This is a genomic window from Pyramidobacter porci (genome assembly GCF_009695745.1).
Lineage (GTDB): Bacteria > Synergistota > Synergistia > Synergistales > Dethiosulfovibrionaceae > Pyramidobacter > Pyramidobacter porci.
Genome location: NZ_VUNH01000009.1, coordinates 60356 through 78028, shown reverse-complemented (window position 1 = coordinate 78028; position 17673 = coordinate 60356). Strand labels below are relative to the sequence as shown.

General features: G+C 55.8%; 11 protein-coding genes. 1 reads left to right on the top strand and 10 read right to left on the bottom strand.

The features are described from left to right. Positions 1-49: 49 nt before the first annotated feature. From pyk to FYJ74_RS08770, 5 genes are all read right to left on the bottom strand, one after another. A complete protein-coding gene (gene pyk, locus FYJ74_RS08790; protein ID WP_154529207.1) occupies positions 50-1819 on the bottom strand; it encodes a pyruvate kinase in 1770 nt (589 codons plus the stop codon). After that, on the bottom strand, positions 1809-5276 hold the full coding sequence (gene dnaE / locus FYJ74_RS08785; RefSeq protein WP_154529206.1) for a DNA polymerase III subunit alpha: 3468 nt from the start codon (positions 5274-5276) through the stop codon (positions 1809-1811). Before dnaE ends, pyk begins: the two co-directional genes overlap by 11 nt. A gap of 184 nt (positions 5277-5460) precedes the next feature. Continuing rightward, positions 5461-7383 carry a DNA polymerase III subunit gamma/tau gene (dnaX, locus tag FYJ74_RS08780; RefSeq protein ID WP_326830915.1) on the bottom strand — a complete coding sequence of 641 codons (1923 nt, stop codon included), beginning with the start codon at positions 7381-7383 and terminating at the stop codon, positions 5461-5463. A gap of 73 nt (positions 7384-7456) precedes the next feature. Beyond that, a complete protein-coding gene (locus tag FYJ74_RS08775) occupies positions 7457-8581 on the bottom strand; it encodes a M48 family metalloprotease (protein ID WP_154529204.1) in 1125 nt (374 codons plus the stop codon). Positions 8582-8708: 127 nt separating this feature from the next. Continuing rightward, the gene (locus tag FYJ74_RS08770) at positions 8709-9644 is read right to left on the bottom strand and encodes a 1-phosphofructokinase family hexose kinase (protein WP_154529203.1); all 936 of its coding nucleotides are present in this window, start codon (positions 9642-9644) and stop codon (positions 8709-8711) included. Positions 9645-10239: 595 nt separating this feature from the next. Between FYJ74_RS08770 and FYJ74_RS08765 the strand changes: the two genes are divergently transcribed. Beyond that, positions 10240-10821, top strand: a complete 582-nt coding sequence (locus FYJ74_RS08765; protein WP_154529202.1) for a GDSL-type esterase/lipase family protein — start codon at positions 10240-10242, stop codon at positions 10819-10821. A 401-nt stretch (positions 10822-11222) separates the two neighbouring features. Here FYJ74_RS08765 and lpdA read toward each other — a convergent pair whose 3' ends face one another. From lpdA to FYJ74_RS08740, 5 genes are all read right to left on the bottom strand, one after another. After that, positions 11223-12944, bottom strand: a complete 1722-nt coding sequence (lpdA, locus tag FYJ74_RS08760) for a dihydrolipoyl dehydrogenase (protein WP_154529201.1) — start codon at positions 12942-12944, stop codon at positions 11223-11225. 77 nt (positions 12945-13021) lie between these two features. After that, positions 13022-14473, bottom strand: coding sequence for a 2-oxo acid dehydrogenase subunit E2 (locus FYJ74_RS08755; protein WP_154529200.1), 1452 nt, complete (start codon positions 14471-14473; stop codon positions 13022-13024). 161 nt (positions 14474-14634) lie between these two features. Further along, positions 14635-15933 carry a TRAP transporter large permease gene (locus FYJ74_RS08750; protein ID WP_154529199.1) on the bottom strand — a complete coding sequence of 433 codons (1299 nt, stop codon included), beginning with the start codon at positions 15931-15933 and terminating at the stop codon, positions 14635-14637. Positions 15934-15949: 16 nt separating this feature from the next. Continuing rightward, positions 15950-16420, bottom strand: coding sequence for a TRAP transporter small permease (locus FYJ74_RS08745; protein WP_154529198.1), 471 nt, complete (start codon positions 16418-16420; stop codon positions 15950-15952). Between the two features lie 116 nt (positions 16421-16536). Then, positions 16537-17607: a DctP family TRAP transporter solute-binding subunit gene (locus FYJ74_RS08740; protein WP_154529197.1), complete on the bottom strand. Its 1071-nt coding sequence runs from the start codon at positions 17605-17607 to the stop codon at positions 16537-16539. Positions 17608-17673: the final 66 nt, after the last annotated feature.

Sequence of the window (17673 nt, the reverse complement as noted above, 5' to 3'; positions counted from 1 at the left end):
AATCATATCACATCTCCTGTCGCAAAAACATTGCCTCCCTCGCTCGGAATCACGCGCCGGCATGTGCGCCGGTATTGACAACGCCCTTATAGACAAGCCCAGCTTTGGTATCGACCGTTACAACCATTCCCGTCCGGAGCGACTCGACGGCCCCCCGCGCCCCCACAATGCAAGGCAATCCCAGTTCCAGCGAAACGATCGCTGCGTGACTGGTGAGACCGCCCTCTTCCGTCACCACGGCCGAAACCTTGTCAAGATATTTGACATAGTCTTTTGTCATGCTGCCGGTGACCAGAACATCTCCATTTTGAATTCCCACCAGGTCCTCGCCCTTTTTGACGACAAGAACCCGTCCGGTGACAACGCCCGGCAGCACCGGCAGCCCTCTGGCCACAATCTGTCCGATCGTGTAAACGCGCAGCATGTTCGTCGTTCCGGAAACGCCAAGCGGCATTCCGGCAGTGATCACAAGCATATCGCCCTCTTCGGCATATCCCCGCTGCATGACAGTCTGCACGGCATCCTTGATTGTTTGCTCCTCGGTGCCCCCTTCCGGGCACATGACAGGGAAAACTCCCCAATACAGGCACATTTCACGGCAGCTCTTCTCTGACGGCGTCACGGCCAGAATCGGACATTCCGGGCGGTATTTGCTGACCATGGTCGCGGTAGAACCGCTGCGCGTCAGCGACACGATCGCGCGCGCTCTCAATTTTCGCGCCAGCTCGACCGCCGCCATGCTCACGCCGTCGGGCACGCTGTCCTCCAGCGTCGGAACGGCGCAAGGTCTCTGCCAGCGAATGAGGCCTTCTTCCGCCCGCTGGACGATCCGCGCCATCGTCTCGACCGCGCGGACGGGATATTTTCCGGCTGCGGATTCACCGGACAGCATCACCGCATCCGCGCCGTCGAGAACGGCGTTGGCAACGTCATTCGCCTCTGCCCGCGTAGGACGCGGATTGCGGATCATCGAGTCCAGCATTTGCGTGGCCACGATCGTCAGCTTTCCCCGGCTGCGGCAGATGTCGATGATCTGTTTCTGAACCAGGGGCACGTCTTCCGTAGGGATCTCCACCCCTAAATCGCCGCGCGCCACCATCATGCCGTCGACGACGTCGGCAATCTCGTCGAGGCGTTCGACCGCTTTTCGGCTCTCGATTTTCGCGATCAGCTTGATATCGCCGCCGGCTTCTTCGACGACACGACGTACCGCCAAGACGTCGTCGCGATTTCGCACGAAGGAAACGGCAATAAAATCGACGTCGTTCTCCACGCCCCAGAGAATATCTTCTCTATCTTTGTCGGAAAGCGTCGGCAGGCTGATCTCCGCAGCGGGAACGTTGATTCCCTTTCGGTTCGACAGCAGGCCTCCGACGATCACCCTGCAGACAAGCACGTCTTTGCGGATCTCGATTATTTTAAGGTGGATCGTGCCGTCGTCGATAAAGACGTCTTGCCCAACCGCACATTCGCGCGCCAAAGTTGGATGGGTCATGCAGACCCATTTGTCGCAGCCGCGGCTGCCGTCGTCGGGACGCAGTTCAAAAAGCTGTCCCTGCTGCAGCGCTACCGGCTGATCGTTTTCGAGCAGCGTTGTGCGGATCTCCGGCCCTTTGGTGTCGAGCATGACCGCTACGGACGTTTTTTTCTCCGCGGCGACATTCCTCACCAAATGAAGCGCTTCCAGATGACTCTCATGCGTTCCATGGCTGAAATTAAGTCGGGCCACGTTCATGCCGGCATCTACGATGCCGCCGAGAGTTTCCCTGTTGAGGCTCGCAGGGCCAAGGGTGCAGACAATTTTCACTTTATGCTCCATAGATTCGCGTCTCCTCTCTGTCGCCGGGGAACGAAGCGCTGATCCGCGCTTCCCCTCTTCCAAAAAGCGCGACAAGATCATCCTCAAGCGCCCTGGACGAGGTCACTTTTACGTGGGGCAGCGCTATTGCCGCGGTTTCGACGTCATTATCGACTTTGAGAATAACCGTCTGCCTGCCGCGATGTTCTTTCAGCATCGCCAGGAACTTTTTCTGCGAGATCTCCCTCAAAGCGTCCAACGACAGGCAGATCTCCACATAATCGTGGTCCGAAGCGTCATTTTCAAGCGGTTGAACGTCCGTCGCGATAATCGTTCTTTCACCGCGGTCGTCCGGCCGCCCGGCGACAAGGTAAGGCTTGCCCTCGAACAACGTCGGCTTTATCTCAAGCCACGACTTTCCGCTGCGCGCTTTGGGGAAACAGATCACCTTGATTTCGTCCTCGCCGTCGTCAATGCTGAAGATTCCCATGGCGTCTCCCCGCTTCGTCATTTTTTCCTGCCAACCCGACAGAAGCCCTGCAAAGGTCGGCGTCGTGGTGTCGCTTTTCCAATAAGGAAGGTCGGCGATATGGGCATTCGCTTTTCGCGCCGCCAGGGGACGGAATTCATCGAAAGGGTGTCCCGAGATGTACATGCCCAGCGCTTCTTTTTCCATTTCCAGCTTTTCTGTCACGTTCAGATCGTCAACTTCGGCGAGCTCAGGCTGATCTTCGGACGTCATATCGCCGAAGAGCGACCCTTGATCGCCCTGCGAATCCCGCCTCGAAGCGACTTCAAACAGATTGTCCAGCGACGTCAAAAGCTGCTTCCGGTTCGAGTTCAGGCTATCGAAGGCGCCGGCCTTGATCAGGCTTTCGATGACGGCTTTGCCGACGCTGTGCTTGTCGACGCGAACGATGAAATCCCAGAAGCCTTTAAAAGGGCCGCCTTCTTCCCTGGCTTTGAAAATCGAGCTCAAGGCCGCTTCCCCGACTTTTGTCACGCCGCCAAGGCCGAAGCGAATTTCATTCTTCGTCGCCGTAAAATCCGCATAAGACTGGTTGATATCCGGCGCCAGAACATCGATGCCCGAGGCGCGGACCTCGCGCACATACCCGGCCATGACTTCCTTTTTCGCGCCAATCTTGCTGGACAGGTACGCCGCCATAAACTCCTTGGGATAATGCACTTTCAGCCATGCCGTCTGGTAAGTGACGAGGGCATAAGCGGCGCTGTGAGACTTGTTGAATCCGTAGCCGGCGAATTTTTCGATAATATCGAAGATCTCCGCGCCCTTCTCGGCATCGATGCCGTTTTTGGCTGCGCCGCTGATAAAGATGCTGCGGTGCTCGTCCATGACGGATTTTTTCTTCTTGCCCATGGCGCGGCGCAGCAGGTCTGCGCCTCCCAGCGTATAGCCCGCGAGCGTCGAAGCGCATTTCATGACCTGCTCCTGATAAAGCACGACCCCGTATGTTTCGTTGAGGACCGGTTCGAGCAGCGGGTGCAGATAATGAACTTCTTCGCCGTGCTTGCAGTTTACGTACTGATCGACCATGCCGCTTTCCAGAGGGCCGGGACGATACAGCGCCAAAATAGCGACGAGATCGGCAAAGCGGTCGGGCTGCATCTTTTTGATCAGGCGGCGCATCCCCGACGATTCAAGCTGAAATATGCCCAACGTGTCCGCGTTTTGCAGCAGCCGATAGACTTCGGGGTCGTCGAGCGGCAGGCGGTTCAGATCGCCGAGCGTCGTGCCGTTGCGCTTGACGTTGGCAACCGCTTCTTCGAGAATCGACAGCGTCTGCAAGCCGAGGAAATCCATTTTGACAAGGCCGAGGCTGGCAACGGGATCCATGGAAAACTGGGTTGCGACCTGCCCCTCTTCGATCTGACGCACCGGAACGAGATCCGTCAGCGGCTTGGGGGTAATGACCACTCCCGCCGCATGCTGAGAGCAGTGCCGTGCCAACCCTTCCATGCTGCTCGCGGAAGTCAGGAGCTTCGATATTTGCATATCGCTTTTTTCAAGAGCCTGCAAGTCCGGCGTCTGTTCCACCGCTTCCTTTATGCTCTTGGCGCCGTCAGGTACCAGGTTGGCAACCTTGTTGACGTCCGCATAAGGCATTCCCATGGCGCGCCCGACATCCTTGATGGCCTGCTTGGATTTCATGCGGCCAAAAGTGATGATCTGCGAAACGTTCTCCACCCCATATTTGTCGACCACGTACTTGATCAGCCGGTCGCGCCCTTTGTCGGAAACGTCGGTATCGATGTCGGGCATGGAGACTCGCTCGGGATTGAGGAACCGTTCGAAGATCAGGCCAAACCTGATCGGATCCAGCTCGGTGATCTTCATGGAATAGGCCACCAAAGACCCGGCCGCAGAGCCGCGCCCCGGCCCGATGGGGATGCCGTGGGATTTGCAGGCGCCAATCACGTCCGCGATAATCAGAAAGTACCCGGGAAATTTCATCTGCTTGATGATTCCCAATTCGTAACTCAGACGATTCTCGTATTCGTCGGGGATCACTTCGACGCCGAGACGTTCTTTCAAGCCCTTGCGGGCCATTTTTTCAAGGTATGTGTCAAGGGTCATCCCTTCCGGGATTTCGAACTTGGGCAGCAAATAATCTCCGGTGTTCAGGGCAAAATCGAAATGACACCGCTCCGCGATTCGCAGCGTGTTCTCCAGAGAGTCGGGAGCCTCGCTGCCGAAATACCCCCACATCTCCTGCGCGGATCTGAAATAGAAGTCATTCACCCTGAAGGACATGCGCCCAGGATCCGTGATGACCTTTTTCGTGCCGACGCACAGCAGCAGTTCGTGCCAGTCATAATCGCTGCTGTTCAAATAATGGGCGTCGTTCGTCGCAAGCAACGGGAAGTTGTTCTTCCGCGCCATTTCGATGATCAGTTTGTTGGCTGCTACCTGTTCGGGAAGCTGGTTGGGCATGATTTCCAGAAAGAAACTCTCCGCCCCGAAAATATCGCGGTACATCTGGGCACGTTCCAGCGCCCCTTTTTCGTTCCCTTCAAGCAAAAAACGGGGAATCTCGCCGGCCAGACAGGCCGAAGAGCAGATCAGCCCCTTGCTGTATTGGGCCAGCAGCTGGTGATCGACGCGCGGCTTGTAGTAGAAACCTCTCGTATTGGCGATCGATACAAGCTTGATCAGGTTGTGATAGCCTTCATCGTTCTCGGCAAGCAGCAGAAGGTGGTTGTATTTTTTTTCTTTATTGTCGATGCCATCGGGGCTGACATACATTTCACAGCCGATAATCGGCTTGACGCCCGCGCTTTTGCACTGTTGATAAAATTCGACGGCTCCATACATCACACCATGATCGGTCATGGCCACCGCCGGCATTCCCCATTCGGCGCAGCGCTTGGCCAAGTCGGCGCAGCGTATGGCGCCATCGAGAAGGCTGTATTCGGTATGTACGTGCAGATGAACGAAATTCTTCTCTGCGGACATAAAAATCTCCTTTCATGTCATACAGACGAGTTCAAACGCCCGGCTCCCCACATCTCATACTGATTTTCGTTCAAAAGGGCGCGGGGCTTCGTCCTTTTTTTCGCGTCGAAGGCGCGTCGAAAACTGCATGAAATCGCGCGCGAGCGCGGCATTTTCACTGATGTTTTCTCAGCGAAAATCAGTATCAGGAATCATTCCCGTCGGGGGCGTCGTCAGCACTTTCGTTGGGGCGACAATACAACAGATCCCCTTCCATGAAAGTTCCCCGCAGATAATCTGCAAGCGAGCTGTTTTTTGTTGAAGGAGAAGAGGGGGCATTTTTATCGGGCTGAGAGTTTCTTTTCTCGAGACGCTCTGAATCGGCCGTTTCCGCGTCATGGCGCAAAAAGTTCTCGCGCGGCGATTCCTTCCGGGGCTTATCCTCCGCGAGCGCCAGCTGCAGAGGCGCATTCTCAGGAGCAGGCTCCGCATCAAGATGATCAAAGAGCTCAACGCGGCTTCCACACTGGAGTTTTATGGACTGAACCGCCAGATCGTTCAGGTGCAGGACCGACTGTGCCGCTTTGGCCATGCGCTCGCTGTTCAGCGCCTCATATGCCTGAACGTCGTCTTCGTTCAGCAGGATGCCCAATTCCTGTCTCTCGCGATCGTAAACGATATCCGCAAGACATAACGGCACCGCGACGTTGGGCTTCTTGCCCAAGGCAGACAGAAGGGCGTCTTTCACATTATTGTGAAGAGGAGCCGGACTGCCGATGGTCTCCGCAACAGGAACTTCCGCCGCGGAAGGGGAAATGCCGCTCTCCGCGCCGGCAGCTTTTTCGTAAGACGGTATTTCTGTTTCAGGAGAGGTTTGCCTCTTCTGCGCTGCCGAGGCCGTGCCCTCCGACAGGCTGTTCTGCGTCGGAGCGAACGCCGGAACGACCGTCTCGCGCGCGTCGCTTCGAATCCGCGCCGCGCGTTCCCCAGAAGAAACCTCCGTCGCCGACGAGGCAGTCTTTCCATCCGGCGGCACTTCAGAAGCCGCGCTCTTCAGAGTCCAGCCGACCAACAGCCCGCACAGCACATCGGTCGAAAGTCCGCGCCGGACCTGAGGCAGGAGAGAGGCAATCCGCGCCATCAATTCTTCGAGATGCGGCAAAGGCAGAAAATCTTTCTCCTGCGCCAGCCACTGACGCTCTTCTTCCGAAAGCGCCAGTGCGCGCAGGATCTTTTCGCCCCAGCGCTTTTGCAGCCACAAATTCCGTACGCACACAAACAGCGCCGAGAGGAAGCGTTCAGGCTCCGCGCCCGAACGAAAGAGGCTTTCCAAAATGGGGAGCGAATTCTCCGGAGTTGCATGACTGTCGGACAGCCATTGACGAATCGAAGACGAACTGCCGCCCCCCAAAAGCTTATCCACCGTCTCCCGCGTCACGCTGCCGGCGCCTAAAGCGATTGCCTGTTCCATCAGGGACAGCGCATCGCGCATGCCGCCTTCCGAGTTGCGGGCAATCTCCCACAGCGCTTCATCCCGGGAATCGAGACGCTCCGCTTCCGCGACCCGCTGCAAACGATTGACGATCTGCTCCAAAGTCATGCCGTGGAACGGAATATGCTGACACCGAGAGCGAATTGTCACGGGCACTTTGTGGGGAGCGGTCGTTGCCAGAACGAATATCACGCGTTCAGGGGGCTCTTCGAGTGTCTTCAAAAGTGCGTTGAAAGCGCTGATCGACAGCATGTGGACTTCGTCGATAATGTAAACTTTATACTTACAAGTAAATGACGCCAAAGCGACGTGTTCTTTGAGATTGCGAATCTCGTCGACGCTGTTGTTGGAAGCGCCGTCTATCTCAATGACGTCGAGACAGCTTCCCTCGCGGATGGCCCGGCACGTTTCGCATTCATTGCAAGGTTCGGCTCCCGTCCTGTGCGGGCAGTTTGCCGCCTTTGCGAAGAGACGCGCAACGGTGGTCTTTCCACAGCCTCTCGGGCCGGAAAAAAGATAGGCATGACCTATCGCGCCGCTTTCAATAGCGCGTGTGATCACGCCAATCGCCGCGGACTGGCCGACGACGTCGGAGAACTTTTGCGGTCTGTACCGCCTGTAGAGGGATATATACACTTTTCTACCTCCAGAATGGGGCACGTTATACAAGTACTTTACAAGACATCTATACGATCGCTCCCCATTCGCCTTACAGGCTGTAATTCGCCATCGGATGCTTCTTTCTCGCTTCCGTCAAAGCTTTTACGAGCTGTAAACGAACGTGCCCCAAAGAATCTGTTCCTTTGGGCAAGGGCTCCCGCAAAATGCAGCTCACTCCGATATAGACCGCCGATGGACGACCGCCAGCCTCGTCAACGCGAATATCATACACGGGAGTTTCCATTTGCAGGGCCCGCTGCAGGGCCATCTGCGCTCCCTCAAAGAGCTGCCTGGCTTCGGAAGAGGCCGGTGCTTGCACAATCACCGTATCGTCAACCCTCAGCAAAAGTCTGTTTCCCTCCTCGCCGAGTCGAGGAATCAACAGTTTGAGGACGTTTTTGCGTTGGATTTTATGTCCTCTGCTTTCGACAGCGCCGGCAATGTAATGGATGCGTTCCGATATTTTGGGATGGTCACGATAAACGCCGGGATCGACCCAAGGCTGCTTCAGCTCTTCCGCGGCAAGACTTTCCATGACCGTGACGCCGGCAGACAGTTCATATCCCGCATTTGCGGAGATGGTCACCGCGCCGAGGTCAGCTTCCTGTTCAAGATCCCGGCTGTAAGCGTTCGAAACGGCAACGGCCGCTACGTTGGAAAGGACCATCGCAGCGCCGGCCCCCCGCGAAGCAACGGCGATCGCCAGAGCCGCAAGCGAAAGCTTCTGGTTCCGTTCCATTTGGATGATCCCGTGTTTTCCGTCGGCATGGCTCAACTCATGAGCCATGACAAAAGCGAGCTCTGCATCGGACCTGACAAAATCTATCAGACCCGTTGTGACATAGATGTTGCCGCCGGGGATACAGAACGCATTCGGCGATTTTTCTTTCACAACATGAACGTTGTATGGAAGCGGCCGTTTCACCCAAGGCGTCAAACGATTAAAAATGCCTCGCACGCGAGCAGTCACAAGAGGATCTTCAACAAATTCCATGTTTTTGGCAATTTCTTCGGCAACCCTCGCGCCAATCGCAACTTCCCGCTTCACGGAAGCTTCAATCCCCGATTCCTTTTTCTTGCGCGCGGAGGCCGGCTCCGTGCAGCCGCAAACGAGCAGGCCGAACATCAAAAAAACGGATATGCAGAAACGCTGTTTTTCTCTATGGCTGAACACGGATCAATCCCTCTTTTCTTTCAGCGTTCTCAGCGTTCTCCATGCCGGTCTTCGCGAGAGCGACACCCGGGAGGAGTTGCTCGCTTCGGAAACCTGCGCCGCCAATGTCTTTATTTGGCGCCGAGCCTTAATCCAGCTTTTCCAGCGTAACTTTATCGAGATACGCTTCTATTGACGCCCGCCCTTTGATGTTTCTGTCCACGTGGGTAGAGCTCTCAATCGCGCAAGCCATGGCAAAGCGAATCGAATCTTCCGTCCCCATCCCTTCGGCATCCGCGATCACCATCCCGGTGACGAGCGCATCCCGCGCCGTAAACAAAAAGGCTTGAGTTTTGTCCCGTGTCATCTTCGCGAGATAAGTTCCATGAGAGGTGGCAAAGACATCGCCGTAAACTTGATACGAGACCACGCCCCAAGGAATCCCCATCTCATGGACTTTGTGCGCGGCCGCCACGTAAGCTTCAAGAGAGTCAACTGGCCTGCCGGCCAGATGCTCGATCTGCGTATCCGGAACTTTCGCCATGCGGGGCTGGGTCTCCAGAGCCATCAGGAACGGAGAGCCATAGGCGTCGATATACACCGGCAAGCCGGCTTCCTTAGCCACCAGCGAAAGTTCTTTGTAGGTTTCTTTCGGCATTCCTGCCGGGAGGGAACCGCCGATAACAACCGCCGATGCCCTGTTGATCATGCGCTTGTAATTCATGAGAAACCTTTTGCGCGCCTCATCGTCAACCCGGGGACCTTTTTCATAAATACTCGTTCCCTCATCGGGATTTTTCAGGGAAAGATAAACATTCGTACGCGTCTCTCCCTGAATATGCACAAAATTCGTCGTGACATTTGCCCGGCGCAGCGCGTCACGAATGTATTCACCGTTGAAGCCGGCCAAGAACCCCATCGCCACGGCACTGTACCCCAGTTGCGTCAGCATCAGAGCAACGTTGACGCCCCGTCCTCCCGGCATCCTGAGGGTAGAATTCGCCCGAGACCAGCTGCCCAAAACAATCTCGTCAAGCAAGTACTCTTCATCCACCGAAGGGTTCAACGTTACAGTCACTATCATCGTCATTCCTCCATTTTTAGAAAGCCACGCGAAAACTTATACAGGAAATTCATCCTGATCCTTGACCAAAAGAGTGAATCGCAGCCGCAAAGCGCGCTCTTCAGACCACGCAGCAATCGAGCACGCTTGAGCGACTGGATTCTCCCGGCATGTCGTCGGCTCGCCGTCAATCCGTCCTCTCAAAGAACCGGCATCAATCACAGACAAGGAGAAAAAACTCTTTGAAAGAAACACTCCACGCTAAATCATACCACGTTTATGGGCGCTGAAACAGTTTTACAGTTTTCTTCAACATGACAATTTCTCACGAGAAAATCAACGCAAAGAAAGCCCAAAGAGAACCGCGAAACAAATAAAAGAGCCTGTCTCGTTTCTCGCTTTTTTGCGAGTTTCGAGACAGGCTCATCGTATTCCCTTCTTTTCTTTTCTATGCCATGAAGAGTACAATAAAACCGACTTCAGGAAAAGGAGTTGAAAACAACAGGGCGCAAAACAGGAAGACATTCAGAGAGCACACTTCCTCACATATGGATTGAATGGCGGGCTCGCCGCTACGAACAACGGCATCAACTTATTACAAAGGAGCGGATAGAAGATGCGCGTGTATTGTCTTGGAGACAGCATGACCTACGGCTTCGGAGTTTCCCGCCGCGAAGCCTGGCCTGCCCTTGTCGGCGCGGCGACCGGTCATGAGATGATCAACGCAGGAGTCAACGGCGACGCCACGTCGGGCATGCTTGCGAGGTTTTGCGTCGACGTTCCCCGGCTCAAACCGAACGTCGCCGTTCTTATGGGAGGCTGCAACGACATTTTCCTGACGGGAAGCGACAGCACGGCGCGGTGCAACATAGGGGCGCTGGTTCAGCAAGCTCTGTCCCTTGCGATCACCCCCGTGCTCGGCTTCCCGGTCCCCTTCGAACCCGACTTGATACGGGACGACTGGTCTCTTCTGACGGATTTCCGTTCAGCCGCAGAGATCCTGCGCCAATATGTCGCATGGCTGCGCCGTTATGCCGAAGTTTTTCGGGTACCCTTCGTGGATTTCTGGGGGCTGTTCGCGCAAATGCCAGATCCTCGGAGAACTTCATTCTACCTCGACGGCCTCCATCTGACCGCCCAGGGACATAAAATGATGGCCCATCTGATGGCCGAGAAACTGATACTGCTTTTCAATTAAAAAGCATCGTTGAAAATGCGGCCCTGCCGTGCGGCCGCGCCGCAAAAAAGCATGCGGCACGCGCTTTCACGCAGTTTTCGACGCGCCTTCGGCGCTCTGAGATGAGCGAAGAACCTGCGCCTTTTTAACGAAAACGAGGACGAATCCGTTTTATGGAGAAAACAGGTATCACTCAAGACAAGAGAGGATAATTCGCGACGTGATTATCCTCTCTTGTCCTGTACCAGTTCTTCATAAGAAAGTATGAGCATAATCTGCTGGGCGCTGCGAGGAAATTCAATCGCTCAGGATTGTCTCGACTGCTGCGCAGTCTGCACAGCTCGCTTTGTGAATCTTCCTCGCAGCGCCCTTCTGTTCGGCTGTTCAATTAAGAAACGATATTAAATTTATTTTCAAATTGTCTATACCTGCGGAGGCAAGTGTATGGCTCTGCTTTGCAGATCCAGCGCCGCTTCGGTAAGCGCTTCGCCCACCGTGGGATGCGCGTGAACGGTGGAAATGATCTCGTCCGCCGTCGCTTCAAGCCTGAGCGCCAAAGCGCCTTCAACGATAAGGTCCGTAGCGTGAGGGCCGACGATGTGAACGCCGAGAATCTCGCCGTATTTTTCATCGGCGACGATCTTGACCATGCCATCGGTTTCGTTCATGATCAGGCTCTTGCCGTTCCCTATCAAGGGGAAGCGCCCGACTTTGATCTTGCGTCCCGTTTCAACGGCAGCCTTCTCGGTCATGCCTACCCAGGCCATTTCCGGAAGAGTATAGACGCAGGAGGGGACGGTCTTATAGTCCATGTCACGGGCGGCTCCCATAATATTTTCCGCCGCGACCTCCCCCTCCGCGGAAGCCACATGCGCTAGCATGATGGGCGAGCAGCAGTCGCCGATGGCGTAAATGTTCCTGACGGAGGTCTCCATCCTTTTATTGACGACGATGCGGCCGCGCTCGGCCTTCACTCCAGCGGCGTCAAGGTTCAAAGCCGCTGTGTCGGCGCGTCTGCCGATGGAAAGAAGAACCTTGTCGGAGCTGAACTGCAGCTCTCTGCCCAGAGAATCGAGCACATGGGTCATCACGCCGCTCGAAATGGAGTCAAAACCAGTCACCTTACAGCTCGTATGGATTTTCACCCCAAGGGCTTCCATGCGCTTGCGGACGATGACTCCCATTTCCTCGTCGGCAGGTGGAAGAATTGCCGGCATCATCTCGACGACGGTCACATCCACGCCCAGAGTCGCGTACAAGCAGGCAAACTCCATGCCGATCACGCCTCCGCCCACGATAAGGAGCTTTTCAGGCAGTTTCGCGAAGGAAAGGGCTTCGGTACTCGTCACGATGCCTTCCGACTCGATTCCCGGAATTGCAGGAATCACGGGAGCCGAGCCGGCGGCGATCACAAAGGCATCGGCCTGGATGGTCCTGCCCGACACTTCGACGGCGGAGGAAGAGAGAAAATGAGCTTCGCCGGACACGACGGCAACTTTATTGGCGGTCAGAAGCCCTGACACCCCGTCTACAAGCTGCTCGACGACCGCGTTTTTTCGATTCTGAACGGCAGCCCAATCCACGCGAAGGCCGCTGCACAGGACGCCGAAATCCGCCCCGTGTTTCATCTCGCCGTAGAGTTCGGCCGACTTGACGAGAGCCTTGGTGGGAATGCACCCCACATTGAGACAAGTGCCGCCCACTCTCTCCCTCTCCACGAGTGTGACGTCGGCCCCAAGCTGCGCCAAACGGATGGCGCAGACATAACCGCCGGGGCCCCCGCCGATGATGACGACTTTTTTCTTGCCGGCGGAAGACGCTGCAGAGGACACCGCGGCCGGAGCCACGGGCGCCTCCCTCCCGTCTGAAGCCCGCGGCGGCGCAGACCTCGAAGAGACGACCTCGCCGGCCTCGCCGACAAGCGCAACTTCCCCACCCACCGCAATGCTGCAGTTCTCGGGCACCTCAATTTTAAGAAGCACCCCGGAGACCTCCGACTGATACTCATAGGTCAGCTTATCGGTGGACACGACGAAAAGAACTTCGCCGACGGCAACAGCGTCGCCTTCAGCCTTGTTCCATTTTGAAATGGTGCCTTCGGTCATCGTCAGGCCAAGCTTAGGCATGGTGATGGATTGAGCCATTGATCTTTATCCTTCTTTCGCAATATCTAAAATACAAGAGGAGGAACCGAACGTTCTCTCGCCAGAGCCTTTCTTCCTCAGAGCAACATCAGGTAAGGATTTTCCAAGAGCTCCTTCAGCCTCTGCAAGAACTTCGCCGCGTCGGCGCCGTCCACAGAACGGTGATCGGCGGTCAGGCAGAAGGTACTCATTGGGCGGATCGCGATCTGTCCATCCCGGACCACAGCACGGTCTTCGATCATAGTTACACCGAGAATGCAGGATTCAGGCGGGTTGATGATGGGCGTAAAGTGCTTGATGCCGAACATGCCCAGGCTGGAAATCGTAAAGGTGCCACCGGACATGTCGTCGGGCATCAAACTGCCGCTGCGGGCCTTTTCCACAAGCGCCGCGCTCTCGCCCGAAATTTCCGCCAGTCCCTTGGTCTGCACGTTCTTGACGTTGGGAACGACCAAGCCGCCGTCCACCGCCACAGCAAGGCCAATATTGACGAAGCCATGCATGACATAACACTTGCGCTCCATGTCGGTCGAACAGTTGCACATGGGCATCTCCATGAGAACTCGAGCGCAGGCCTTCATGATAATGTCATTAAAGGAGAGCTTGGCGCCGCCGTTCTTCAACGCATTGCGCATCGCCTTGAGAGCAGTGCAGTCCACGTCGGTCTGGTAATTGACCGCGGGAATCGCAGTGACGCTCTCGGTCATGCGCTCCGAGATAATCTGACGCATTTTCGTCATGGGCTTTACATCCGCCTCGTTTTCACAGGTTTTCACAGCCTCCGGAGCTTCGGCGGCAGACGTCGCAGGAACGATCCCCGCGGCTTTCATGACATCGCCGCTCATGACGCGGCGGTCGAGCCCCAGGCCAGCCATGTCCACGCCAAGTTCCGCAGCCATCTTCGCGGCGAGCGGCGATGACTTGACCTTGTTCGCGGCAAGCCATGCTTCCACGTCGGCCACGTGGATCATAGGCGGTTCTCCATGGCCGGCGACGGCGGAAAGATCCACCTTTCTCTCCCTGGCCAGACTCCGCGCTTTAGGCGTCGCATTGACGATACGGGCATCTGCATAGGCCCTGGCGTCCGCCAGGTGAACCATGGGAGGCTCCCCGTGTCCCGCAATCAGTGAAAGATCGATGCCACGGGCTTTCGCGAAGGCGCGAGCTTTGGGCGAAGCGTTAACGGAACTCTCCTTCAGCGACGGCGACGCCACGACGGGTCCCGTCCCGCTGGCTTTCGAGATTTCAACGGAAACGACCTTCGCCGCGGGAACGGCTTCGACCGATTCGTCGGCTTCTCCAACGATGCCCACTTCGCCACCGACGGCGACCGTTCCCTCCTCGGGCACGACGATTTTCAGCAGCGTCCCGGTTACCTCCGCCCGATACTCATAGGTCAGCTTGTCGGTGGAAACGACGAACAGAGAGTCTCCAGCGGCAACTGAATCTCCTTCTTTCTTCAACCATTTCGAAATCGTTCCTTCAGTCATGGTCAGACCGAGTTTGGGCATCGTAATAGAAGTTGCCATGAACCAATTCCCTCTTTCTCTTTAAAAATCCGACATCAAGACGCCTCTGTCCCAATCAGCTCATTGAGCAAGCGTTCAGGAAAAGCCCGTCCCGCCTCGGCGAGGACACGTTTACCCTAACAGACACGGGCAAACCGCGCAGACAGGAGTCCTGAAGGATCCTACAGCATTCCCATCCAATGAGGAAGGGCCGTCGTAATGGAGGGGAACAGCGTGATCAACAACAGAGCAACCAGAGCAGCGAAAAGCTGAGGGAGAACATCCGGAACTATCTCTTCGATCGTCAGGTTGCTAATACGAGCCCCGACATAAAGGTTGACCGCCACGGGAGGCGTAACTTGCCCTATCGCCAGGTTAATCGTCATCATAATGCCAAACCAGATGGGATCCCACTGAAAATGAGCGATGATGGGCATCAGAATAGGCAGGAAAATGTAGCAGATCGAGATCGCGTCAAGGAGCATGCCCGCAAAAAGCAGGATCACGTTGATCATGAGCAGAATGACTACGGGATTGTCAGAAACGGACAGCAGAACCGCCGCAATTTTATCGATCAGTCCGATAGTAGCCCCGATCCAGCCGTAAAGCCCGGCGCAGGTGACCACGAGCATGACCACAGCGGTAGAGACCACCGTGTCGACGAGAATGTCGTAAAACATCCTCCACGACATGGTACGGTAGACCACCATGCCGACGAACAGACCATAAAACACAGCCACAGCCGCCGCTTCAGTGGGAGTGAAAATTCCGCCGTACACTCCGCCGAGGATGATCACAGGGGTGATCAGTCCCCACAGGGCGTCCACGAAGGCCTTCCAGACTTCCTTGGAAGAGCCCCTGGGCGCGCCACAGTAACCGCGTTTTACCGATACAAGATAAACAAGAACGCACAAGCACCCGGCAACCACTAACCCAGGTAACACACCGGCGGCGAACAGCGTGCCGATGGACTGCTCCATGATATCTCCATAGACAATGAAGCAAATGCTCGGAGGGATGATAATGGCAAGCCCCGCCGCGACCGACACGACGGCTGTCGCAAAGGGTTTGTCATATCCGGCGTCGACCATGCCGGGGATGAGGATAAGTCCCAAAGCAGCTACCGTAGCAGGGCCCGATCCCGAAACGGCCCCCCAGAAAGCGGCGACAAGAACGGTTGCCACCGCAAGCCCCCCTGGCATGTCACCCACAAGCTGCTTGATCAGATTGATCAGGCGCTCCGCGATCCCCACCTTCTCCATGATGACGCCCGCCATAACGAAGAAAGGGATCGCCAGCAGAGGGAACTTGGCGATGCCTGAAAAGTAGCTGTAGGAAAGCATCTGGTACCCCATGTCCCAACCGATGGCAACGACGATGGCCGTCATGCCCAGGGAAATGGCGATAGGCACGCCGAGAAGCAGAGGGATGAAGAAAAGGACGACAGTCCAGAGCGCTGAATCCGAAAAGAATTCGCTCATATGAACCACCCCGTTCTCAATATTTTCCCTGCGCGGTGAAATCACGCGCAGCCTGCGAAAATCTGATCAAAATAATGATGGAAAAGAAGGGAACCGCAGCAGAATAGACGGCCGCTGGGATAGCGAGCGATTCTGTGACAGCCCCGAGTTCAATCTCATCTATCACCTGGGAGGTTCCGAGCCACGTCAGCAGACCGAAGAAAGTCACCGTCAGAAAACAGGAAAAGCAAAAACAGATCTTGCGGACTTTCTTCGGCAGATGATTATATATAAAGGTCATGGCTAGATTCGCATTCTGGCGGAAAGCCAAGGATGTCCCCGCCATCACGAGCCACACAAAAAGGTTGACCGTCACTTCCTCGGTGAACGAAAGCGGATAAACGATAACATAGCGAGTCACCACGTTCACGAAGGTGATCGAGACCATTATAAAAAGAACAACCGCGCCCACGATCTCTTCGAAGTGAGCGAAGAACTTTTTCAGCATGACGCCGCTCCTTTCACGTTGAAAGTGTACCGGAACAGAAAAGCTGGCTTTCGAGAAAACGCTCAGTTACATGGGGAGCGCCTTACGCGCTCCCCATGTATGGAATATCGCGAGAACTACTTCTTGGCGACGGCAGCCATGTCTGCGGCCGCCTGATCCATGATTTGCGGGAACTTACTATACCACTCGTCTCGAACCGGCTTTGCCAGAGCAGCGAAGGCGGCGGTCTGCTCAGGAGTCAATTGGGTGACGACCATTCCGACCCGGGCGAGTTCTTTGTACCAGTCGGTAACTTCGGGCAGCTTGTTCATCTTGGCAAGGTAATCATAGGCCCAGCCGTCGTCAAGACCGATGCGTGCGAGGGCGGTCTGGAATTTCGCGGCTTCCTTGGCGGCTTCCTCGATGATAATCTGATCTTCCTTGGAAAAGGATTTCCAGACACCGGGGTTCACCGAGAACAGCGTAGGATCGATCACGCAGTGCCAGTCCAGCATGTACTTGTTGTACTCGTAGACTTTTACGGGATAGAAGGTGTTGATCGGGTTTTCCTGGCCGTCGACGACGCCCTGCTGCAGGGCAGTCATCGTGTCGGACCAGTTCATGGCGATGGGGTTGGCTCCCATGGCCTTGTAGGTATCGAGGAACAGCTTGGAGCCGACGACGCGAATCTTCAGCCCTTTGAAATCCTCCGGGGTGTGGATCTCCCTTTTCGAGTTGGTCAGCTCGCGGAATCCGTTTTCGCCGTAAGCGAGAACTTTAACGCCCTTGAGCTCTACGGCCGTCTTGAGCATGGCGCCGCTTTTTCCTCCCGTGATGGCGTCCATCGCGGCATAGCGATCGGGCTGTTCCGCCACGAAGAAGGGCATGGCGAAAAGGTTCAGCTCCACAACCTGAGGCGACCAGTTGATCGAGGACTGGCAGGCAAAGTCGATAGCCCCGTTGCGGAGCATCATAAAGGCGTTGGTCTGCTTGCCAGTCGTCAATTGAGCGTTAGGATAGACCTTGATGTTGACGCGACCATCCGTTCGGGCGCGGACCAGATCCGCAAAGTACTGGGCTCCTTGGCCCCAGGCGGTGGTAATGCTGGGAACGATATCGAGCTTGTACTCGCTCTTGTACGCCGCCATGGCGGGGACGGCGGCGCCAACGACTAGGACGGTCAACAACACTGCTGCAAACTTCTTCATTAAGATATCCTCCTCACATGTTTGAGTATCGCTTAAGCTCTCAAAGAGAACCTGAAACCGATCTGC